Annotated in this window: 25 protein-coding genes; 3 read left to right on the top strand and 22 right to left on the bottom strand. The window is 59.7% G+C overall.

Going from position 1 to position 19,870, the window contains the following annotated elements:
• Positions 1 to 62: 62 nt before the first annotated feature.
• Both C8264_RS01865 and C8264_RS01870 read right to left on the bottom strand, forming a co-directional pair.
• Positions 63 to 1,055: a GTP pyrophosphokinase gene (locus tag C8264_RS01865; protein ID WP_108459238.1), complete on the bottom strand. Its 993-nt coding sequence runs from the start codon at positions 1,053 to 1,055 to the stop codon at positions 63 to 65.
• Positions 1,052 to 2,128 carry a nucleoid-associated protein gene (locus tag C8264_RS01870; RefSeq protein ID WP_108459239.1) on the bottom strand — a complete coding sequence of 359 codons (1,077 nt, stop codon included), beginning with the start codon at positions 2,126 to 2,128 and terminating at the stop codon, positions 1,052 to 1,054. The genes C8264_RS01865 and C8264_RS01870 overlap by 4 nt, the downstream gene beginning before the upstream one ends.
• Positions 2,129 to 2,400: 272 nt before the next feature.
• Here C8264_RS01870 and C8264_RS01875 point away from each other — a divergent pair, with 272 nt between their 5' ends.
• The gene (locus C8264_RS01875; protein WP_108459240.1) at positions 2,401 to 2,682 is read left to right on the top strand and encodes a DUF3892 domain-containing protein; all 282 of its coding nucleotides are present in this window, start codon (positions 2,401 to 2,403) and stop codon (positions 2,680 to 2,682) included.
• A 43-nt stretch (positions 2,683 to 2,725) separates the two neighbouring features.
• Here the strand turns inward: C8264_RS01875 and C8264_RS01880 are convergent, their stop codons facing one another.
• From C8264_RS01880 to C8264_RS01905, 6 genes are all read right to left on the bottom strand, one after another.
• Complete coding sequence (locus C8264_RS01880) at positions 2,726 to 3,352, bottom strand: hypothetical protein (RefSeq protein ID WP_108459241.1); 627 nt, start codon at positions 3,350 to 3,352, stop codon at positions 2,726 to 2,728.
• A 7-nt stretch (positions 3,353 to 3,359) separates the two neighbouring features.
• Positions 3,360 to 4,019 (bottom strand): hypothetical protein, encoded by a 660-nt coding sequence (locus tag C8264_RS01885; protein ID WP_108459242.1) that lies wholly within the window; start codon positions 4,017 to 4,019, stop codon positions 3,360 to 3,362.
• A complete protein-coding gene (locus C8264_RS01890; protein WP_108459243.1) occupies positions 4,012 to 4,659 on the bottom strand; it encodes a hypothetical protein in 648 nt (215 codons plus the stop codon). The genes C8264_RS01885 and C8264_RS01890 overlap by 8 nt, the downstream gene beginning before the upstream one ends.
• A complete protein-coding gene (locus C8264_RS22040) occupies positions 4,656 to 4,856 on the bottom strand; it encodes a terminase small subunit (protein ID WP_162783411.1) in 201 nt (66 codons plus the stop codon). Before C8264_RS22040 ends, C8264_RS01890 begins: the two co-directional genes overlap by 4 nt.
• A gap of 131 nt (positions 4,857 to 4,987) precedes the next feature.
• Positions 4,988 to 5,494: a MerR family transcriptional regulator gene (locus C8264_RS01900; protein WP_162783412.1), complete on the bottom strand. Its 507-nt coding sequence runs from the start codon at positions 5,492 to 5,494 to the stop codon at positions 4,988 to 4,990.
• Between the two features lie 88 nt (positions 5,495 to 5,582).
• Positions 5,583 to 6,188: a hypothetical protein gene (locus C8264_RS01905; protein ID WP_162783413.1), complete on the bottom strand. Its 606-nt coding sequence runs from the start codon at positions 6,186 to 6,188 to the stop codon at positions 5,583 to 5,585.
• Between the two features lie 565 nt (positions 6,189 to 6,753).
• Between C8264_RS01905 and C8264_RS01910 the strand changes: the two genes are divergently transcribed.
• The gene (locus tag C8264_RS01910; RefSeq protein ID WP_108459247.1) at positions 6,754 to 7,353 is read left to right on the top strand and encodes a 2-hydroxychromene-2-carboxylate isomerase; all 600 of its coding nucleotides are present in this window, start codon (positions 6,754 to 6,756) and stop codon (positions 7,351 to 7,353) included.
• A 63-nt stretch (positions 7,354 to 7,416) separates the two neighbouring features.
• Positions 7,417 to 7,761: a hypothetical protein gene (locus tag C8264_RS01915; protein ID WP_108459248.1), complete on the top strand. Its 345-nt coding sequence runs from the start codon at positions 7,417 to 7,419 to the stop codon at positions 7,759 to 7,761.
• A 96-nt stretch (positions 7,762 to 7,857) separates the two neighbouring features.
• On the opposite strand, the gene C8264_RS01920 is transcribed toward C8264_RS01915, so the two are convergent.
• From C8264_RS01920 to C8264_RS01990, 14 genes are all read right to left on the bottom strand, one after another.
• A complete protein-coding gene (locus C8264_RS01920) occupies positions 7,858 to 8,862 on the bottom strand; it encodes a hypothetical protein (RefSeq protein ID WP_108459249.1) in 1,005 nt (334 codons plus the stop codon).
• The gene (locus C8264_RS01925) at positions 8,859 to 9,107 is read right to left on the bottom strand and encodes a hypothetical protein (protein ID WP_108459250.1); all 249 of its coding nucleotides are present in this window, start codon (positions 9,105 to 9,107) and stop codon (positions 8,859 to 8,861) included. Before C8264_RS01925 ends, C8264_RS01920 begins: the two co-directional genes overlap by 4 nt.
• 386 nt (positions 9,108 to 9,493) lie before the next feature.
• Positions 9,494 to 10,384 (bottom strand): MurR/RpiR family transcriptional regulator, encoded by an 891-nt coding sequence (locus tag C8264_RS01935; protein WP_342748679.1) that lies wholly within the window; start codon positions 10,382 to 10,384, stop codon positions 9,494 to 9,496.
• Positions 10,381 to 11,457 carry an ABC transporter ATP-binding protein gene (locus tag C8264_RS01940; protein WP_108459251.1) on the bottom strand — a complete coding sequence of 359 codons (1,077 nt, stop codon included), beginning with the start codon at positions 11,455 to 11,457 and terminating at the stop codon, positions 10,381 to 10,383. Before C8264_RS01940 ends, C8264_RS01935 begins: the two co-directional genes overlap by 4 nt.
• Positions 11,454 to 12,203, bottom strand: a complete 750-nt coding sequence (locus C8264_RS01945; protein WP_108459252.1) for a glycerophosphodiester phosphodiesterase family protein — start codon at positions 12,201 to 12,203, stop codon at positions 11,454 to 11,456. The genes C8264_RS01940 and C8264_RS01945 overlap by 4 nt, the downstream gene beginning before the upstream one ends.
• 23 nt (positions 12,204 to 12,226) lie before the next feature.
• Complete coding sequence (locus C8264_RS01950) at positions 12,227 to 13,036, bottom strand: carbohydrate ABC transporter permease (RefSeq protein WP_108459253.1); 810 nt, start codon at positions 13,034 to 13,036, stop codon at positions 12,227 to 12,229.
• Entirely contained in the window at positions 13,026 to 13,892 is an 867-nt protein-coding gene (locus tag C8264_RS01955; RefSeq protein WP_108459489.1) for a carbohydrate ABC transporter permease, read from the bottom strand. Before C8264_RS01955 ends, C8264_RS01950 begins: the two co-directional genes overlap by 11 nt.
• Positions 13,893 to 13,950: 58 nt before the next feature.
• Entirely contained in the window at positions 13,951 to 15,210 is a 1,260-nt protein-coding gene (locus tag C8264_RS01960) for an ABC transporter substrate-binding protein (protein WP_108459254.1), read from the bottom strand.
• Positions 15,211 to 15,352: 142 nt separating this feature from the next.
• Complete coding sequence (locus C8264_RS01965; protein ID WP_245892894.1) at positions 15,353 to 15,814, bottom strand: heme-degrading domain-containing protein; 462 nt, start codon at positions 15,812 to 15,814, stop codon at positions 15,353 to 15,355.
• 51 nt (positions 15,815 to 15,865) lie between these two features.
• Complete coding sequence (locus C8264_RS01970; protein ID WP_108459255.1) at positions 15,866 to 16,636, bottom strand: SDR family NAD(P)-dependent oxidoreductase; 771 nt, start codon at positions 16,634 to 16,636, stop codon at positions 15,866 to 15,868.
• Positions 16,614 to 17,111, bottom strand: a complete 498-nt coding sequence (locus C8264_RS01975; RefSeq protein ID WP_245892895.1) for a 2,4'-dihydroxyacetophenone dioxygenase family protein — start codon at positions 17,109 to 17,111, stop codon at positions 16,614 to 16,616. Before C8264_RS01975 ends, C8264_RS01970 begins: the two co-directional genes overlap by 23 nt.
• An 11-nt stretch (positions 17,112 to 17,122) precedes the next feature.
• Positions 17,123 to 17,875, bottom strand: coding sequence for an RraA family protein (locus C8264_RS01980; protein ID WP_108459256.1), 753 nt, complete (start codon positions 17,873 to 17,875; stop codon positions 17,123 to 17,125).
• A gap of 112 nt (positions 17,876 to 17,987) precedes the next feature.
• Positions 17,988 to 19,049 (bottom strand): ABC transporter ATP-binding protein, encoded by a 1,062-nt coding sequence (locus C8264_RS01985; protein ID WP_108459257.1) that lies wholly within the window; start codon positions 19,047 to 19,049, stop codon positions 17,988 to 17,990.
• A 28-nt stretch (positions 19,050 to 19,077) separates the two neighbouring features.
• On the bottom strand, positions 19,078 to 19,827 hold the full coding sequence (locus tag C8264_RS01990; RefSeq protein ID WP_245892896.1) for an aldo/keto reductase: 750 nt from the start codon (positions 19,825 to 19,827) through the stop codon (positions 19,078 to 19,080).
• Positions 19,828 to 19,870: the final 43 nt, after the last annotated feature.

A 19,870-nucleotide genomic window follows, 5' to 3' on the forward strand; every position in this document is an offset into this window, starting at 1 on the left:
TGGGTAAAGAAAAACCCGCCTGGTTGGGCGGGTTGTCGATATTTGGCCTCCGGATTGGATCGCTATCCGTGCATGGACTTCCCCAAATCTGAGTAGATAGGCGCGAGCTCCGCCTCTGTTAGAGGTGTGTCGTACATTGCGGCAGCCGAGAAGTGTGAGGCGCAGTAATAGACCATCAACACGGCCGGAACCCGGTATAGAGCAGAAGCTCCTCGCCTGCTCCGGACATTCTTCTCAACGAAGGGTTTTGAATCCAGCCAGGCGCTTAGCTTCTCTGCAAAGTCGTCATCAACGAGGTTCTGGTAATGGTCGATAAGTAGAGAATTAAGGGCACTTGGGGCTGCCGGATTGCCGACAGTCATGGCGTATCTGTTCGCTAAGGCGTCAGCGATTCGATCAAACCGCTGAGCAGCAGTTCGGATTAGTTGACCAACTTGCCGGAAGTAATCATCCGTCGCCTCGATAAGCGCCATGCTCTTCGCTGCGGCCCTTTGCATGTCTGGCGTGGCTTTCACGCTTGGCTTGTAAAGCGTGTCATGGGTCAATTCGCTGTAGGCATGCTGTAGCAAGGTGCGGATCTGAATCTCGCAGGGCAAGTATTCAGGAATTGGTATGCCCCCGAAATTTAATCCTAGTTTCGAGCGAACCACGTAGTGGACGGATTGATAACCAAACTCCATTGGTCGGGCATCTCGCTCCGCCAAAAAGTCACGAGCCTTCTCGAAGGTCCAATAAGGAAGCCCACCGTCTACAATCGCGGACTCTACTGCAGCGATGTCATCTGAGGTTAAGACCACAAAACGTATACCCACTTTATCTTCGATCGCGTTGTAAGGGTCACCATAGCCCTTACCCCGATGGAAGGCTTTCTGAACCAGCGACTCGTCGGCCTTTAGACGCGGTGAAACCGGCAATCGCAAAAACAGGCCAGTGTCAGCTATTTTCATGTTGGCGCGCAGCAGATCGACAATCTTTGCAGCAACGAAATCGCCCCATGCGAGGTAAGCTTGCTTTTCAGCTTGCCACTTTGCGAGAAAGCCCTCTTCGCTGTTCATGTTTGATCGGTCATGGGCCGCCTGATCGTTATGCGTGTCCACATCTCGTCACCCTCGCCGCCAAAATCCGTTGCTGGCCCCTCTTCGATAACGGCAGTCCTGTCCTGAATGGCCTGTGGGGATGCGGTCAGTTCAATATCGGTCCCAAACTTGAATCTTCTCCGCCGCAGACGAGCCCCCATGTCTGAAGTGTCCCGAACAACTGCTCGGTTGGGGAACTGCTTTGCCTCCAGGAAGCGCGCAAATGGATCTCGGAGCTCAACCGGCAGGTACGACTCACTAAATTCTTGGGACGTGAAAGTTGGTGACTGTTCTGTTTTCACGAATGTATACAGCGCATCGCCCAAATCGCGTTTCGCTTCAGGAGAGATCTGCGCCTGTCGCACGAACTCCCTGGTTAGGTCGAAGAATTTCACCGTCTCATACTTGCCGTTTTCGGGGAACGTACATCCAAGGAAAGCTTCATAGAAATACTGGGCAGCGCCTTCGCGGTGGCTTGCAGTTATGTTGCTGTCAAAAACAAATGCGCGCCAAGATTCGTCTTCTTGAGGGGCATCGGGGTGCACCAAAAACCCGACCTTGAAGAGCCTGGTTGCTGGGGTGAGAAAGATGTTCTCTAGAAATTCGGTGATTACGGCTTCAGCATTTTTACTACGCCGAAAGCCAGATTGCGTCTCAGCTTTTATAATTCCGAGAAATGGGTTCTCCGGCGCACCAAAAGTGCCATCGAAAACTAGGACCATCCCGCCCGGGTAACTCCGCGCCATTTGTGCATCGGCCAGAAGATCAGCAATCACCTTCGACCGATCGAGGAACTCTTCGTCGGTCGACGCCAGTAAGTTACCTGCGGCCTCTACGACGGACCCCTGGCCCTCCCGCACGATTCGCATTTCCATGCTCTTGGACTGTGCGGAAAGCGCATCGGTTATACGCGCTCTAAATTGTGCCAGCGCCATTTCGCTCAGTCGCTCAAGCTCCGTTCCATAGGTAGGAGTGACTTTTTGCCGATCCTCACCCCTCCGGAAGATCTCATGCATAACGATTCGGCCGATTTGTAAGTTTTCGATGAGCAAAACTGTTCCCCCTATTTGCAGCGGGGACTTTAAGCAACTACGACAAAATATACTATATCGGAACAAAGCAAGAACGCAACGAATTCCTGTCCCGTGGCCACAGACTGCGTTGCACAGAAGGGAGTCGGAAAGCGCCGACGCTGCTAGGCCCTCTGACACGGAACATTCTAGGAGGGTGCGTAACCTATTTCCTGTTCACAAGTGCTAGTTTGTTCCGTTTATGGACCGGCTATGTGCTATCACGTCCCCATTAGCGTCAAACGAGGTTCAAAATGGCCGACGTATTGGTAGCGTGCATAAACAAGAAGGACCGCAACAGTTCATATGAGGGCATCACCCACTTGGGCAATGCGAACTCGGCGAATGGCGGGTGGAAGTGGACCCGAGCAGAGGTCATTGCATCCATCGAAGCTAAGACAAACACCTTCTATACTCTCGTTCAAGGTAATCGCGGCAACATTGGCGTGGTGGATGGGTCAACCGGAAAATACGTTCGAACCTATGCGGACGGTGAGTGGAACGACAATCTGCTTTCACTACCAGAGTGTCCCTAACTTGAATCCGGCCCTGGCGCTTCGCAGCAGCCGGGGCCTTTTTCTAGGCCATCAAGGTCGCCTGCCGCATCTTCATCCGCGCAAGCACCCTGCGCGCCACCTGGCTGGCTGGCAAGCTGACGACCCGGCATTCGGTGCCTTCACCATCTGCCGCCCGCGAGTGAGCACCCCCATCGGCGGGCACGGGCACCGCGGAGAGCTCAAACGGCTCCCAGTCTACGGCTCGCAACACTGGCAACGCACCTTCCGTTTCTACCCGCACGTACTCGTGGGTTCGATATCCGACCGACACCGGGAATGGATGCCCATCGCGAAGATCCTGCATGAGCTCTTCGGCCGCCCTCTTGCGTGACAGCTTGACCGTGGCGAAACCTTTGCCGCCGCTGATGTGGACGGAGCTGACGATGACGGTGCCGAGCCTGCTGTCCATCGAAGCGGCGGCGTGAGCATCTAGCAGACTCATGCCGGCCTGAAAGCGCTCCAGCCTAATGTGCGCAGGATCCATCGAAAGTTCTTCGATGTATTCGCCGATCTCAGGCGCCCAGCGCTTTACCTGTGCACCGGCCGCCCAAATGATTTCCACCGTGCGATCTGCCTCGTTGAGCGTGGAGGCGCGGACCTGAACCGCACCATAGCCCTTTGGGACAGGAACCATCTTGCTTGTTGTCATCACGGCCTCAGAAGAACTGGTGCTTTGGAATGCCGTCGTCGACGGGGCCACCAATGCCGAAGAGGGCGAAAGCTTTCGTCCGGGTGAGCCAGCCAAGAGTTCTACCCCACGCCGGCAAATCCCCCATGGGAGGCAGGGAAATGGAGTCGCGCAGCGTGGGTTGGTCCACATATTCTTCGTGCCAGAAGTCGTGCGAAACGTTTCTCAGCGTTGGCCGGCCATACTCGACCCCGGATATCGCAAGCTCCTCATTGACTTCTTCGATCGCTTTGTCGGCGGCCTCCTCGGCCTCGGCAAGAGCTTGTAGTTTGCGTGCAAGGTCTGGGTATTCCGATCGAATGCGGCTAACCGCAGCATCCCTCACGGAAACGGCTGCTTCATAACGCCCGAAAAATGCGGCTGCGGATTCTTCGGCACGAGAGACCTCAAGCCGCCGCGATAGCTCGGCAGTCGCGGCCACGGCCCGATCCAAATCAATGCGAGCTTCGTCGATGACCGCCTCTGCGGCCAAAATGTCTTGCTTGGATCCGGTGAGCAAAAGGTCGGCTCGTCGAGACCGTGCGATTTCCAGGGCGCCCTCTAGGGATGGGATGTCAATGCTGGCAAGTGCCTCCGCGATATCGTTGGAGTTGTTGGACTTCAGCAGTGCTCGTAATTTGTCAAACATGGGTTTCCTTATCGGCGTACGCGCCGAACTCAACGTGTTGGGACAGGACAGAATGGGCTGTTTCGCCGTCAACGATGCCGTTTGTCATCAGCCTGTAGGCGAGTGCCTGCACGCCTGCCCAGGCGTAGCCGTCGGCCATCATTTCGATCGCCAGGTTTTCGGCGCGTCGGTAAAATCGAAAAGCGGCACCATTGCCCGCGTCGGCACCAACTCCGCCGATGGCACATAGAACCGCTTGGCAAGTGTCGCATGGCCCTAGGTGCAGGGCTCGGATCTTGTCGAAGTATCTCCGAAGGTGAAAGCCGGTGCTGTGTATGACCACGCCTTCGAGCCGGTCTTCGGCAACCATTCCAGCCAGCTTGATAGCAATTGATTGCTGCCGAGAGAGCGGGCGCGGTTCGGACAGGGACTGGCACTGCGCGGGCTCGGTAACTCGAACCTCCGATAGGCGCCGACCGAAGAGATGATGGGCCAAGGCATGGCCAGCCTCATGGGCCGCCACGTCCATAGAGGCCGAGGGCGGCACTACATCAATATCAACAATCGCGCCGCTAAAGGGCGAGATAGGGCTCTCGACCATGTCGTAAGTGAAGCCACCGCTTACCGGCCGACTGCAGCATTCTTTGCTGAAGTAGCTCATGGGCGATACCTTGATGGGTCGCGTGTTGCGAACCAGTCGATTACAGCTCGAGTGTCGTAAGTTGCAGCTATGCCCTTCCTGCCCTTCGTGCAGACGGGCAGACTTTCCTTTTCCCAAGTTCGAATGGTGACGACTGAAACACCCAAAATACGGGCAATTTCAACCTGATTGACGGCTTTGCCGCGGATTTGGTTCATGACTTTGCTTCTGATGGGGTGCGAAAGCGAAAACGCATTGAAAAACTCATACCTAGCCAACAGGCGGGCCGTCGCACCGGCAGTGGCCGGGGGTGGCCCTGGAGAACCTAAGGGTGGGGTGGTGCCGGGCATCAGGCGGCTGCTGACTGGCGCTTGTACACCGCCTCTGCCCTTTGCAGGGTACGCGCCCAGATATCACCCACCTTTAGAACAATGGACGCGCAATGAACTTCTGGCGCTCGCAGCATCTCGCGATGAACAACAAAGCCAGTGCCTGCACTTGGCGTCAGCAACGCGATCTCCTCTGGACCGCCGCGGAATACAACTTCCGGTTCCGGGTTCACCTCCAACAGGGCACATGCGGCTTGAGCGGCCATTCGCAGGGGAAAATTGAGGTGAATCAGATCGCGAGTAATCGCTGCCACAGCCGCTTCCCGCACGGTATATTCAACCAGATGATCAACCTTGGTGCCGATGAAGAGCGATAGGCCCCGGTCTCGCCAGTCGCGAATGGCACTGGGTTTAACGTCAATGATTTCGGCGACTTCAGCCGCGTTGAAAATGGGATTGTCCAATTGCATGATTCTGCCCTTCGGGTTTCGGGTGGCCCGAATGGTGCGGGCAAAAAGAAAGGCCACCCCGAAGGATGGCCTCGTGTTGGCGCGACGCCTTGCAAAACTTGCACCTTGAAGAGACTGCTGACCTGAGCCCTTCGTAGAAGAAAGGCTACGAGGCGAGTTCTTGGTGGCATCCGTCGTACTCCGCGTACAATTCCATCAAAGCCTCCAGCGCGACGCGCACGAGCTCGGTGCCAACGGCAGAACCGTACTTCCCATAATGGCCTCGGGACTGCCCGACAGACTCGGAGGTCGAGCCGGTGGCAGCCATCTCCAAAACTCGCCATAACGACGAAGGAATTCCACCTTTTAAAAAGGCAACGGTTTTCCGCGCGTAGATCGACTTCACCATTGCCCTTTCGGGGGAGTGCATTGCACGGGCTGCCGGTGAGGATTTCATTTGGGCGCCAGAGAACAGTTCGCGAGCCACTCTGGCCGCTCCTGGGGCCGAAGGCCAATGAGCTCCGCAATACCGCGCGTTGAGTTCAGCATCAACTTCGGGGCTGTGGCCGGGCTTAGCTGGCCCCTCTACACTTCGGTAGCGATCTTCAAGCTGGTACGCCTTCTCGCCATCCAGCTTAAAGGGCAGCACTTGACCATTGGGCGCCGTCCGGTACTCGAGATCACCTGTCATATGCAACGCCACGATGTGCTCTGCTGTGACGCGCTCCACATGAACCGGGACGCCGAACCGCCTCACATCTTCATCGATCATCGCGTTCTCTGAGCGATAGGTTGCTTCTGCTCCCTGTCCTTCCATTGCCACCAGATCGTGACGCAGACGGCACAGGGACAACAGCGCTCGAGAGTTCTCTGCTGTAGTGCGCATAAGTCGCCCGGCCTTGAGGCGGTCATATGCGGGCCACTGGTGGGCGCCATCTGGCCGGTGATTCTCGTTAGCCGGCGTGCAGGCCGGTACAACGGTTAGCTGGTGCAAGGCGTTCATCATTGTTCCTTCGGTTCATGGCTCCGCCGTCGGCGCTCAAGGCGGCGTTCAGCGGGTTAATGATGGTGCTAGAGGGTCTTCTCGCCCCTATTGCATTCAGTGTGCGGCTGCGTTTTTGAAACTGCCAGCGCAACTGAGCCCACTTATCCCCTGCTGCCGTTCTTTTTAGGCTTGATCTGTCGCGACACACGGGCGGCGCTGTTCCACTGTTCCACTGTTCCACTGTTCCACTGTTCCACTGTTCCACTGTTCCACTGTTCCACTGTTCCACTGTTCCACAGTGCCATGGTGACTGAGCGTCCGTTGAGTTAGGCTGCTTTCGGGAGGGACCATCATGACCGCAACGTTGGACGTGTTCTATTTTCCTGGCAGCACGTACACCTACCTTGCCGCACTACGGGCGCCGACATTGGCTGCAGCGTCCGGTGTGGAGCTCCGCTGGCGTCCATTCAACGTCCGCGCCATCATGATTGAAATGGACAACGTTCCATTCGCCAAAAAGCCTATCAAGGCTAGGTACATGTGGCGCGACATTGAGCGTCGAGCACAGCGCCACGGGCTGCCGTGGAGCGGACAACCCCCTTATCCCGTAGATCCGGAGTTGAAGGCATTGCGGATTGCTACAGTTGCGAGCCTAGAAGGCTTTGGCCAAGCTTTCGCCGAGGCGTCGTACCGTGCTTGGTTCCTTGAGGGAAAGATTCCTGGCGTCGATCAGAACACGGAGGCTGTGCTCCACGGCCTAGACAAAGATCCAGAGCAGGTGGTCGCGCTGGCCAACTCTGGCGAGATACTGCAGCAAGTAGAGGCTGAGACCGATGCAGCCCGATCGCTTGGCATTTTTGGGTCGCCTACCTTTGTAGTCGGGCAGGAAATTTTTTGGGGCGACGACCGGCTCGAGGATGCCCTCGACTGGTTGGCCACCGAGGGGCGGTAGCGAACAAGACCTCGTTGGGAACAAACAACATCACCATCGGTTTGCCCGGCGGAGGTATTTCACATGCACAAAACTATCCTTGTCCTCACCGCAGCCTTGGCCATGGCCGGCTGTTCTACAACTCGCGACAGAGACGTCGTCGTGTCGTCATCATCGACGGCCGTTCTCATGAGTCCGCAGCCGGTGGTGCGGCAGGCTCCCATGCGAATGGCCAGCGGGTCGCAAGCCTCGCTCGAGCCGTCCGCGGCGCTGTTGAAGCCGGGCCCGGGCTACGTCGCATCGTTTCCGGAAGCCGATCGCCGGGCTGCTTGCCAGCGGCTTGATTATCGGGAAGGAACGCGAGCGTTCGCGGCTTGCATGATAGGTGACTTCCCCGAAAATCCGTATTTCGAACAGGCAAGAAACTGACGCACCCAGCGCAGTTCGACTAGCATTCTCCTAGTCCGGCAGATGTGCCCCGCTCAATCATGAGCGAGGCACTCACTGATGTACGTGGCTGGTGCCTCAAGCCACAGACGCTACCCTGCGCCAAGGAGCGTTCGGGTTCGGCTTGAAGCGCGGCGGATTGCGTATGCTCAGCGGTTCGTGAGTATCGTTGTCGTTTTCATGCAGAAGCGAATATGCCGCGAGCGAGCTCATATAGATCATGTCGCCAGGGTCGCCGGATGCCCAAACGCGCACGCCGATTAGGTCTTCGATACCCTCTGGCGCGCTCTGGGTCTCGCCGTAGGTGAGGAGAGCCTGAAACCGTCCGGTCGCCGCCTCATCGAACGGTGTGCCATCGGGCATAAGCTCCAGAACGAAGTAGTCGTCTGCTGTTGCGCTGCCGTCTTCATTCTGCATGTCGATGAAAAAGAACGGCTCGCCTTCGTTGTCGTTCAGCCCTGCGCCAACAATCGTCCATTGCACTGGGAGCGGGAAGGCGACGGGCGCGGCCGCAAGGCCAGCGCCAACGGCGTCTTCCCTGCTACCCTCTTGCTTTATAACCCCGGTAATAACCGGGTCTATAAGCAAGGTTTTGTTCGGTGGCGGTAGAACGCTATCGTTCGTAGCGTTCGGTGACGGTAGAACGTCAGTGTTCCGCGGTGGTAGAACGCACGGCAGTGGCGGAGCGCTCTGTGGCTGTAGAGCGCTCTGCGGCTGTAGAACACTAAGCGGGCCAGCCTCGAACAGCTTCTTGGCCGCTTGCCAATTTGGGACATAGGTCGTGGCCGCTTTGCCGGAGCCGACCTCCCGGGTGAAATAGCCCCACTCAACCAGATCGGAAGTAGCGACCTTGATGCTGCCATGGGTTAGGCCAGTGGCCTTGGCCAAGAAGCGATAACTTGCTCGACCTCTGCCGGCGTCCCGGTAGTAGTGCTCTAGGATCGGCCAAGCGACTTGGGAGTGGATCATGCGCGAGCGCTCGTCTTGGATGACGGCGCCGAGAATGTACCACTTCGCGAGGTTGCCCTCCTCGTCTTTGAGGACACGCGGTGCGGGAGCTTTAGGTCTGCGCTGTCCACTCATACGCCGCGCTCCAGGGCTTCGACAGCCATAGCGGTCAGTTTCTCGGCCAGATCCGCCGAGAATGATGCCGCGAGGTGGCGGCCCGCATAGGGAGCATAGATGCGGTGACGGCCGTCTCGCATACGGAGCAAGCGCAACTTGTAGAGTCGGATCTCGGGGGAGATTTCCACGTCGATAAGACCCACACAGGTGTGGCCGGTGCGGTCGCGTTCAGGCGTGATCGCATGAGATTCAATTAGGTGCATGTCGTTCTCCGTTACCGCCCGTCTGGGCGCGCGAGGTCGATCCCTGCCGCGTTGTGCGGCTGGGATTTTTGGTGGTGGATAGTGGGCTGTTGGGGGTAGCGGAGTTTCAACTCTGCAAGCTTTTGCTACCCGTTTGGGTTCGGCGTGAGTTGAAACTTTTCTTGTAAAATAAAGCAGAGCGCCGGCCTGTCACGCCGGAGGTCGCGGGTTCGAGCCCCGTCTCTCGCGCCATTCTTTTCAATGACTTGAGAGGATTGGCGGGATCGAGTGTCAACTCTCCCTTCTAACTATTTTCATTTTTTCTGGCTCTGTTTTTCGCTCAGAAGTCTGCGCACTATCCTGAGCGCTCCATCAGTTGCCTGAATCGCCGCCCGGTTGCCATTCGTCTAAAGCAGTGTCCGGGAGAGCCCAGACTCCGCGCGGAAGGACTTGAATGCCTCAAGCGAGCGGATGGAGTGGCCGTCGTCGATGGATGCCAGGTCGAGTATGATGGTGTTGGCGATGGTCATCGGCACCACAAGCGATTGGGACTCGCCCGCGGCACCGCGCGATACCGCGATGTGTTGATCGGGCGCTGGGTCGATGCGAGCGCCGCGCAGATCGGTGATTGCCAAGGTCGTGGCACCACGGTCGCGGGCAATGGCGCGCACCTCGTTCATCACCGGGACGGCCCGCCGGAAAGCCAGAAGCCAAAGAACGTCCTCGCCCGACATCTGCGCCAACGCCTCGGGCAATTGATGCATCTGGCGCGCCAGGTCAACCGCCGCATAGCCGGAGCGATTTAGCCGGAGGGCGATGAGACCGGCCAGCGCGCCGAAATGGCCACGCCCAAACACAAGGACTTTCCGGCTCTTGCGGATGGCCTGGGCGAAGCTGCGGATTTGCGCGTCGGTGACGGAGGAGCGCACCTGCTCAAGCGCGGCAATCTCGCTGTTGAGCACGGAAGAGAGCACGCTGCCTTCCTGGGCTTTGACCAGCCGAGCCGCCATGCGGGCGGCCGGGCTCTCGAAATCGCCCATTCCATCCATCAGGCTCGACTGGATAAAGCTGCGGAACTCGGGATAGCCCGAAAACCCCAAGCGGCGCGCCAGGCGAACGGCCGAGGCAGGATGGACACCGGCGCGCGAAGATACCACAGCGCCATTCTCGATTGCCGCCCGAACCGGATCCCGCGTCAGGACCTCAAGCAGGCGCTCGTCCGCCGGGGTCAGTCGGGTCGCGTTACGGGCTATGAGTTCCTGTAGGGCCTGGGAGACGGCATCTTTGGTATCGATCACGGCGCGTCCAAATTTGTCGCAGGGTAGGGGGATACTTCCCTGATCTGCCCACCGAGATCAACGCGCATGCCGCTGTCGTCGAACACCAGTGCCCGGGAAAGGTCGTAGCTTACCCAGAGATTGCTGTTGGCGGGCGGCAAGTCGGCGCGGGCACAGTTGAGCGTCAGTCGTCCGGCGGTGCTGTCGCAGTGAAGGATCATTGTGGCGCCGGTCATTTCAGAGAGCATCATGCGCACGGGCAGCCCGGCTCCGGATGGCGTACCTGCATGTATGGTCAGGTGCTCGGGACGCAAGCCAAGTGTCAGATTGGAATCGCCGGTAAAGCCGGGAACCGATCGGGCCGGCAGAAAATTCATGGGCGGCGCGCCCAAGAAGCCGGCGATGAAGCGGTGCGCGGGCCGGTCGTAAATGGCTTCCGGCGTATCGAACTGGAGCAGATGCCCGTCCTTCATCACCGCGATTCTATCGGCGAGCGATAGGGCCTCGGTCTGGTCGTGGGTGACATAGACGATGGTTGCACCAAGCTGGCGGTGCAGCTCCTTGATCTCGGTGCGCATGGCGATGCGCAGCGCATTGTCGAGGTTAGACAGCGGCTCATCCATGAGGAAGATGGAGGCGTCGCGGGCCATTGCGCGGCCCATAGCGACGCGCTGGCGCTGGCCGCCGGAAAGAGCTGCAGGCTTGCGATCGAGGTACGGATCGAGCTGTAGGGTCTGGGCCACGTTTTCGGCCCGGGCATTACGCTCGTGCCTGGGTATCCCGCGCAGTTCGGGGCCAAAGGCGATGTTTTCGCGCACGCTCATATGCGGGTAAAGCGCGTAGTTCTGGAAGATCATGGCTATGTCACGATCCTGCGGCGGCAGGTCGTTGGCGCGGGCGCCGCCAATATGGATGTCGCCGCCATTCGCATGTTCGAGCCCGGCGATCAGGCGCAGCAGCGTGGACTTGCCGCAGCCCGAGGGGCCGACGATGACGATGAACTCGCCGGCCTCGATGTCCATGGAAAGACCATGCAGTACCGGAGCGCCATTGGCGTAGCTCTTGCGAATATCCTTGAGTTCTATCGCACTCATACCGGGCGCTCTTCGGTAATGCGGTTGCGAATGGCGATGGCCAGGGTCGGGCGGTCAGTGGTGAACACCTTAACCCCCATGGCCAGCGCTTTTTCGATCTGCGGCGTGGTATGAGCGGCCCAGCAGCCAAACTGGATGCCTGCGGCGCTGAAAGCGGCCATCAGCTCGGCATCCGCATCATCGATATTGATCCCAATCTCGTCGATCCCGCGGGCGCTCAGGAGTTCGGCCACCGCAGTGAGGCCGAGCTGGCGCAGCACCGGCGGGCTGACAAGCCAAAGGCGCGGACGGGTGCTTGCGGCGCCCAGTTCCTCCAGGGTTTCGAGAAGAAAGGAAGAGAAAGTGGTGCGGGCGAGCATGCCTTCCCGTTCCAGCGTCGCGATCACGCCGGGAACGAAATCGCGATAGGCGCGGCCGTTAGAGCCCGGCTTGATCTCGCAGCGAAATTCCACGGAGGACGGCGCATAGATGGCGCAGAGCTCCGTCAAAGACAACGGATGCTCCCCAGCGCTGTAGTTGATCACCGCCCGCCGCACGTCTGCTTCCGACAATTCGGCGATGGCGCCGGCAGTATCAGTGGTGCGATCGAGGGTGGCGTCATGGTGCACCATGATGGCGCCGTCACGGGTGGGGTGTAGATCGAACTCGACTTCGTCCAGGGGCATGCGGGCAGTGGCGCGAAATCCGGTGGGTGTGCTGTCGCCGAATTCAAGTGTGCCGCCGCGATGCGATGCGATGCGTGTCATCGTCTGTTGTCCTTGTTGTCGTGTCATTTGACGGCACCCATGGTGATGCCACGTACCAGGTGCCGCTCGACAAAGAAGAAGCCGAGGAGCACGGGCAGGATGGTGATGGTGGAGGCGGCCATAACCAGCGGCCAGTCGATCAGGCCCTCACCGGGATTGACGCTATAGAGCCGGGCGAGGCCGAGCTGGAGAGTATAGAGATCCTCTTTGCCAACGGCGACCAGGGGCCAGATGTAGTTGTTCCATTCGGCCAGGAAGATGTAGAGGCCCATTGAGGAGATCGCCGGGCGCGAGATCGGCACGATGACACGCCAGAGAACCTGCAGGGGACGGGCGCCATCCATATAGGCCGCTTCGTCGAGTGCCTTCGGAATGCCGCGAATGTATTGGCGCAGGAAAAACGCTGCAAAGCCGTTGGAGATCGCGGGCAGGATCAACCCGGCATAGCTGTCGAGCAGGCCGGCCTTGGCGAGGGTCAGATAGTTCGGGATCAGAGTGATGTGGCTAGGGATCATCAGCGTCGCCACGGTGACGCCGAACAGGAGATCACGGCCGCGGAAGTCAAAGCGCGCAAAGGCGAAGGCGGCCGTGGTGGAGACGACAAGTCCCGCAATTGTAACGACGCCCGAAACGAACAGGCTATTGAAGAGGTAGCGGGCGAAGTTGAACTGGCCGATCGCTGTGGCGTAGTTGCTCAGGGTAAAGTCGAAGCCGCCCGTATAGTAGGAATGAGCCGTCTGGAAAGACATCCAGATGGAATAGAGCACAGGCGACAGAAAGACGAGACCGCCCAGAAGTGCGAGGGCGCTGAGCGCTTTTTCCTTAGGCTTCATAGTGCACCTTTGCGCCCAGCACGCGTGACTTGACCAAGGCGAGCCCGATCAGCAGCACGAACAGGATGACTGCCAGAGCCGAGCCGGTGCCGATGTCGAAGAGGACAAAGCCGGTGCGGTACAGCAGGTGAACCAGCATATCAGTGGCGCCCGCGGGCCCGCCGCGAGTCATGACATTGATGATGGTGAAGACCTGGAATGCCTCGATGACCGAAATCACCAGCAGGAAATAGGTGGTTGGCATGATCAGCGGCACGGTAACACGGCGGAACACCTGCCAGCGGCGCCCGCCATCCATGGAGGCGGCGTCATAGAGCTCCTGCGGCACGGCCTGCAGTCCCGCAATATAAATGATGACGTCGTAGCCGAGTTGCTTCCAGGTGTTGATCAAGATCAGGACCAGCAGAGCGATCTGGGGATCCTGCAGCCACGGGACCTTCCCGAGACCCAGTCCGGTCAGCGCGGCGTTGGCCAAGCCATAGTCGGTAGAAAATACCCAGGAGAAAACCACCGCGATGGAAACCGTTGAGGTGATGGTTGGCAGGAACAGGGCGCCGCGCAGGATGCGTGAGCTGAAGATCTCACGCTTTAGATAGCTGGCGATCGCCAGGGCAAGTGCCAGGCGAAGCGGCACCGAGATAGCGGCAAAGACGGCGGTAACGCTCAGTGAATGCCAGAAATCGTCGGACGCGAAGAGGCGCGCATAGTTGTCGAAGCCGACAAACGGCTTCTCAGGCGACATGAAGTTCCAGGAACGGAAGCTGAGGTCGACGCTGGAGATGATCGGCAGGTAGGTGAACACCGCGATGAAGGCAATCAGCGGCGCGGCGAGCAAATAGGGCGTGAGCTTTGGCATGAGCATTGGCACCGTTGGGGCAGCGGACCTGGGGAGCCCGCTGCCTTGGTCAGGGAGCTTAGTTGCTGGTGCGGGCTTCTTCGGCGCGCGTTTCCTCGGCAAACTGAATCAGGGTCTCTTCCACCGGACGCTGACCCAAAGCCATGGCCTGCCACATGTCGTACTCGTTGGTGCGCATCCAGGTCACGACCGGGGTGCGGGCGCGGCCATGGGCGTTGGGCAGGGAGTTGATGGCGACGTCAATGCCGGGTTGGCTGGCCAGGGCCTCGGCGGCAACGGGCTGCTCGGCCGAATTGCGGTTGATCGGCAGATAGCCGGTGGCAGCGAACCAGATGGCATTGGCCTCCGCGGATGCGGCGTAGCTCACGAAATCATAGGCCGCGTCCTGCGCCTCTTGCGGGGAGTTGGCGAGGATGCCGATGCCGGCGCCGCCGATCGGCACTGCGCAACCATCATTGCAGGGCATGGGCAGCACGCCCAAATCTTCGCCCAAGGCATCCCTGGCGCCGACATAGTTGCCGGTGGAGTTCATCATGATGCCGACCTTGCCGGCCAGGAACGCGTCGCGGCCGTTATCTTCCTCGGTCACGCCGTCGGCCGAAGCAAGCTGGCGGTCGTGCACCAGCGAAGCCATCCATTCATAGGCTTCGATGGTCTTGGGATCGTCGAGCAAGATCTCGCCCGTGGTGGCGTCGATCAGGTCACTACCATTGGCCATCACCAGACCCCAGCGGGCAAATTGGCCAGGGGCTGCAATGCCCGTTATGCCCTCCGAAGCCAAGGCGTCGGAGACGGTCTGGGCAGCATCGGCGATCTGCTCGAAGGTGGACAGATCGGGTTCGCCCTCGATGCCGGCGCGGGCGAAGATGTCCTTGTTGTAGTAGAGGACGGGGGTCGAGGAGTTGAAGGGGACGATATAGTTCTTGTCACCGATGACGCCGATCTGGCGGGCATAATCGTAGAGCTCATCCTTGAGCGGATCTGCGTCGAAATAGGGGGTGAGGTCGGCCAAAACGCCGCCATCGGCGAACAGGCCATAGCGGGTTACTTCAAGGATTACCGCGTCGGGCGCCCGGTTGGCCGGAATGGCCGCCTGCAGGCGTGCGACGATATCGTTGTAGTTGCCGACATATTCCGCCTGAACGTCCACTTCGGGATTGGCGGCTTCGTATTTGCCGATGATTTCTTCGAGGGCTTCACCGGACTTGTTATTGAAGCTGTGCCAGAAGGTGACGGTGGTCTGTGCCTGTGCGGCAGAAGCGGAAACGGCCAAAGCCAGGACGCTGGCTGCAATCAAGACGTGCAATTTGCGTGACATGTTGTTCTCCCTGCAATTGGAATTGCATTGCAGGGAGTGATCTAATCGGCGAGTCCAACGCTTTGCTGACGTTTATGCGAAAGTTTCATGACCACGGAAGCGGTGCATATCGACAGTCGCCGGATGTGTTATTGAGGATATCTCAGGCGAGTTGCTGAAGCGCCGATACGACCAGTCGATGATCCTCTACGTCAGGCAGGCCACTGACAGCGACGGCGCCAACTACCCCTACATCACGCACAAAGATCGGCACGCCGCCGCCACTGGCTGCAAAATCGCGTTCAGGGAGCCGGTAGCGGGCATGGAAATTGACGTCCTTGCTCTCGCACAACAATCGCATATAGAGCGAACTCTGATGAAACCGCAGGGCAACGGCGCGCTTGCGGCGGAGCCAATCGGCATTGTCCGGAGTGGCGCCTGGCATCAACGCCAGAAAAACTGGCGTGGCGCCATGCGATATTTCGATCCCGATTGGCAGATTGCGCTCGGACGCTGCTGCCTGGATCGCAGCGCCGATTTGCCAAGCGACGGCATAGTCAAAACGCTTGAGCACCAGCGCCGCTTGTTCCGTCAGCAAAGTTTCCATGGTTGGTGGATTGATCAAGGGCGACGCTCCTCAGGCTCATCAAGTAGGTTGGAGTTGGACCGCCCCGGCTCAGGCGATGGAGTAACCGCCATCCACCACAAGGGTGGAACCGGTCACAAACGAGGCTGCTGGCGAGCAGAGATAGAGCACCGCATTCGCGACCTCCTCCGGGCGGCCCCACCGCTTGAGCGGGGTGCGCGACAATATCGGGTCGGCACGGCTCGGATCATCCCGCAACGGTTGCGTCAGAGGCGTTGCAATCCAGCCAGGAGCCACCGCGTTGACCCGGATGGACTGGTCCGCAAACGCTATCGCCAGCGATTTGGTGAGTTGGGCGACCCCGCCTTTGCTTGCCGAATAGGCCGGCACCAGCCCACCGCCGAAAAACGACAGCATGGACGCCAGATTGACGATGCTCCCTTGAGTCGCAGCCAGCAACGGCCGAGCGGCGGCGCACATGCGCATGGTGCCATTCAGATTAACGTCGAGCACCTGCTCGAACACGGCAGGATCGAGTTCATCCCCGCGCCGGATCATGCCTGCGCAGTTGACCAGAATGTCCAGATTGCCAAGGCGCGAGATCGTCGCGTCAATTGCAACAGGATCTCGCACGTCCAGCACGCCAAGGTCGGCCGTGGCAAAATCGGCATCACCCGCGAGCGTGTCGATCTCTGCTTGGCTTATGCCCGTGGCTGTCACGCCCGCGCCCGCCCGAAGGAATGCCCGCGACACTGCGGCGCCAATGCCCGAGGTGCCGCCTGTGACCAGAACCTGCTTGCCGCCATACCAGCCGCTGGCCCAGCTGTAGTCCAGCTGCTCAGCGGATGAACTGGTCGACATAGTCTGCTCCCAGGCCGACCTTCTCGTAATGAGTGCGGCACATATCGATCTTGGTGAAGACGTCTTCGTAGCCGGCGTGCTGGTTGTTCTCGTCCAAATACACCATCGACCCGGTGATGTTGAAGAACGTGATCATCTCGCTAACGTCTTCGGGCACCATCAGGGTGTGGATCTCCCCGGGCGGCTCGAACACATACGAGCCGGTCTCTGCCACCCAGTCGTGCTCAAGATAATACCAGCGGCCCTTGATGACGTAACCATGGACCGGATTGGGGTGCAGGTGCCGCGACAGCACGCCCGAGCGACGAACGCGCAGCAGATTGCACCATTGGCCAACCAAGGTGTTGAGCATCAGCGGGCGGAACCACACGCCCTCCGCCTGGGGCACCCAAACACGCTCATCGTCGGGCACCGCCTGCACCGCGATTTCAGTAGGCGCGAGCGGATGGGCCGAACCGGCCATATTCTTGTACATGACTATCCCTCCTAAGGCTGGAGCGGGTTCGCCGCGCGCCAGGCCTGATATTCCGGCTCCACCTCAGCCGTCAGCGGGTAGTATTTGCGCAAATCCGCCCCCTGCGATAGGCGCAGCCGTGCAAACTCTTCCCACTCGGCATGCTTGCTGGCTTCCTCGATCAGCTTTTCAGCCATGGCAACCGGCACGACAACAACGCCGTCGTCGTCAGCCACGATGATGTCGCCCGGCATGACCAGCGCGCCGCCACAGGCGACGGGAACATTGACGGCAAAAGGAATGAGATTGGTCTGCGCATGGTAGTTGGGCGTCACGCCCTTGACCCAGATACCCAGATCCAATTCCGCGGCCTTGGCCGAATCCCGGATGCAACCATCCACAACAATGCCCGAGCCGCCGCGGCCGGCCAGATAGGTCAGCATCATCTCGCCGAAGATGCCGCTGGCCATGTCGCCGCGAGCATCAACCACCACCATGTCGCCCGCCTGAGCCGGATAAAGCACATGGCGATGCAACTGGCGCTCCGGATTGTCGTACTCGTTGGACCCGTAGAGGTCTTCGCGTTTGGGCATCATCTGCAGGGTCAGCGCGGGACCCGCTACCGAGCGGCCGGTTTTCAGCGGGCGCGGCCCGTGGATTTGCGCATCGCGAATGCCCATCAGGCTAAGCTCGCTGCTTGCCGTAGCGGTGCCGATCTTGGCCAATGCGTCGCATTGCGCGCGCGGTGGGCGGGAAATGTCCTGGATGTCTTCTGGTGATTGCATTGTGAATGCCCTTGGTCGAATGGAATGGCAGCGACCGGGCCGTAACCGGTCGCTATGCGTCTTGTCGTCTTGATTGAAGCCGCACGAGCGCTGGCTGGCGGATTGAATCCGTTCAGGCGTGCTGAATGCGCTGACCTGACTTGCTATCGAACAGGTGGATCCGGTCATGGTCTGGCTTTACGCGCAGCTTCTCGCCGGGAAGACCTGTGATGCGCTCGCGGAACACCCCGACCACCTCGTGCCCGGCAAAGCGCATGGCGACCTGCGTCTCGGAGCCTGTTGGCTCCACGGTGATGATCTCGGCGTCGATACCCTCGGCATCGAGCACGAAGTGTTCTGGACGAACGCCCAGGCTCACGGCTCGGCCATCCTCACCCGCGGGCGCATAGGGCAATTCGATCGCTGTTCCGTCTGCGGCAACGAAGCGGCCGCCGACCAGCTTGCCGCCAAGGATGTTCATCGATGGCGAGCCGATAAAGGCCGCCACAAACAGATTGTTCGGATAGTCGTAGAGTTCGAGCGGCGTGCCGATCTGCTCGACGATCCCGTCATGCATCACCACTATCCGGTCGGCCATGGTCATGGCTTCGATCTGATCGTGTGTGACATAGACCGTGGTGGTCTTGAGGCGCTGGTGGTTTTGCTTGATTTCGGAGCGCATCTGGACGCGCAGCTTGGCATCGAGGTTCGACAGTGGTTCGTCGAACAGGAACACTTTTGGATTGCGCACCATGGCGCGGCCCATGGCGACGCGCTGACGCTGGCCGCCGGAGAGCTGGCGCGGATAGCGCTCCAGATAGGGGTCAAGGCCGAGCATCTGCGCGGCCACCGTAACGCGGCGCTTGATTTCCTCCTTGGGTGCCCGCGCGAGCTTGAGCGAAAAGCCCATGTTCTGTGCCACGGTCATGTGGGGATAGAGCGCGTAGCTCTGGAACACCATCGCGATATCGCGTTCCTTGGGGGGCAGGGCATTGACCACCTTGCCATCGATGGCAATCTCGCCACCGGAAATTTCCTCTAGCCCTGCCAGCATGCGCAGCAGCGTGGACTTGCCGCAGCCCGAAGGCCCGACCAGCACCACGAACTCGCCATCGGCGATGTCGACGGATACGCCGTGCAGGATCTCTACCGAACCGTAGGATTTGCGGGCGTCGCGAATTGAAACTGAACCCATGAAAAGAAACCTTTCTCGAGCGAACCCGTCAGTCGTCCCAGCGGGGAGACTTGGCCGGATTGATGTGGCGATAACCGCGATCGAGCCGGCGGATCTGGTCCATGTGCTCGGGCGTCAGGATGATGGTGGTGGCGTCCCAATTGTTTTGCAGATTGGTACGGCTGGCCGAGGCGGGGATCACGATGTGTCCCTCGGCCATCAGAAATGCCAGGGCCACGGCAGCGGGCCCGGTGCCGAGTTCTTCGGCGATGCGCATCAGCACGGGATCGGTGGCGACCTGCCCCTTGACCAGCGGCTGGTAAGCGGTGAGCTGCAAGCCGCTTCCACGCGCGAAATCGCGCAGCTTGGGCACCTGCAGCCACGGGTGGATTTCCACCTGGTTGGTGGCCAGGGCCTGGGCGTCGAGCAGGGCCTGGGCCCGCTCCAGCAGCGCGATGGTGAAGTTGGACACCCCGATCAGCCGGGCGTAACCAGCTTCGCGCGCCTGGCCGAGCGCTTCCATATAGCTCTCCAACGGCACGACTTCTTGCGGCACCGGCCAATGGATCAGCAGCAGGTCCACCTGGTCGACGCCGATGGTGTCGAGGCTCTTGCGCACGCTGGCCATGAAATCGGCAGGTGCCAGATTGGTATCGGCAACTTTGGTGGTGATGAACACCGCATCACGGCCAAGGCCCGAGCGGCGCACCGCTTCGCCTACTGTGGCTTCGGTATCGTAGCTCTGGGCAGTATCGAGGTGGCGGTAGCCGATCTCGAGCGCTGTGGAGATTGCGTCCACTCCTTGCGGTCCTGTGCGGCCATAAGTGCCAAGGCCGAGGGGC

The organism is Devosia naphthalenivorans (assembly GCF_003056355.1).
Taxonomy (GTDB): Bacteria; Pseudomonadota; Alphaproteobacteria; order Rhizobiales; family Devosiaceae; genus Devosia; species Devosia naphthalenivorans.

Excerpts from the sequence above, each read along its gene's own strand:
- C8264_RS01865 (WP_108459238.1), bottom strand. The coding sequence starts at position 1,055 with ATGAACAGCGAAGAGGGCTTTCTCGCAAAGTGGCAAGCTGAAAAGCAA.
- C8264_RS01875 (WP_108459240.1), top strand. The coding sequence starts at position 2,401 with ATGGCCGACGTATTGGTAGCGTGCATAAACAAGAAGGACCGCAACAGT.
- C8264_RS01880 (WP_108459241.1), bottom strand. The coding sequence starts at position 3,352 with ATGACAACAAGCAAGATGGTTCCTGTCCCAAAGGGCTATGGTGCGGTT.
- C8264_RS01885 (WP_108459242.1), bottom strand. The coding sequence starts at position 4,019 with ATGTTTGACAAATTACGAGCACTGCTGAAGTCCAACAACTCCAACGAT.
- C8264_RS01890 (WP_108459243.1), bottom strand. The coding sequence starts at position 4,659 with ATGAGCTACTTCAGCAAAGAATGCTGCAGTCGGCCGGTAAGCGGTGGC.
- C8264_RS22040 (WP_162783411.1), bottom strand. The coding sequence starts at position 4,856 with ATGAACCAAATCCGCGGCAAAGCCGTCAATCAGGTTGAAATTGCCCGT.
- C8264_RS01905 (WP_162783413.1), bottom strand. The coding sequence starts at position 6,188 with ATGATCGATGAAGATGTGAGGCGGTTCGGCGTCCCGGTTCATGTGGAG.
- C8264_RS01910 (WP_108459247.1), top strand. The coding sequence starts at position 6,754 with ATGACCGCAACGTTGGACGTGTTCTATTTTCCTGGCAGCACGTACACC.
- C8264_RS01915 (WP_108459248.1), top strand. The coding sequence starts at position 7,417 with ATGCACAAAACTATCCTTGTCCTCACCGCAGCCTTGGCCATGGCCGGC.
- C8264_RS01920 (WP_108459249.1), bottom strand. The coding sequence starts at position 8,862 with ATGAGTGGACAGCGCAGACCTAAAGCTCCCGCACCGCGTGTCCTCAAA.
- C8264_RS01925 (WP_108459250.1), bottom strand. The coding sequence starts at position 9,107 with ATGCACCTAATTGAATCTCATGCGATCACGCCTGAACGCGACCGCACC.
- C8264_RS01940 (WP_108459251.1), bottom strand. The coding sequence starts at position 11,457 with ATGAGTGCGATAGAACTCAAGGATATTCGCAAGAGCTACGCCAATGGC.
- C8264_RS01945 (WP_108459252.1), bottom strand. The coding sequence starts at position 12,203 with ATGACACGCATCGCATCGCATCGCGGCGGCACACTTGAATTCGGCGAC.
- C8264_RS01950 (WP_108459253.1), bottom strand. The coding sequence starts at position 13,036 with ATGAAGCCTAAGGAAAAAGCGCTCAGCGCCCTCGCACTTCTGGGCGGT.
- C8264_RS01955 (WP_108459489.1), bottom strand. The coding sequence starts at position 13,892 with ATGCCAAAGCTCACGCCCTATTTGCTCGCCGCGCCGCTGATTGCCTTC.
- C8264_RS01960 (WP_108459254.1), bottom strand. The coding sequence starts at position 15,210 with ATGTCACGCAAATTGCACGTCTTGATTGCAGCCAGCGTCCTGGCTTTG.
- C8264_RS01970 (WP_108459255.1), bottom strand. The coding sequence starts at position 16,636 with ATGTCGACCAGTTCATCCGCTGAGCAGCTGGACTACAGCTGGGCCAGC.
- C8264_RS01975 (WP_245892895.1), bottom strand. The coding sequence starts at position 17,111 with ATGTACAAGAATATGGCCGGTTCGGCCCATCCGCTCGCGCCTACTGAA.
- C8264_RS01980 (WP_108459256.1), bottom strand. The coding sequence starts at position 17,875 with ATGCAATCACCAGAAGACATCCAGGACATTTCCCGCCCACCGCGCGCG.
- C8264_RS01985 (WP_108459257.1), bottom strand. The coding sequence starts at position 19,049 with ATGGGTTCAGTTTCAATTCGCGACGCCCGCAAATCCTACGGTTCGGTA.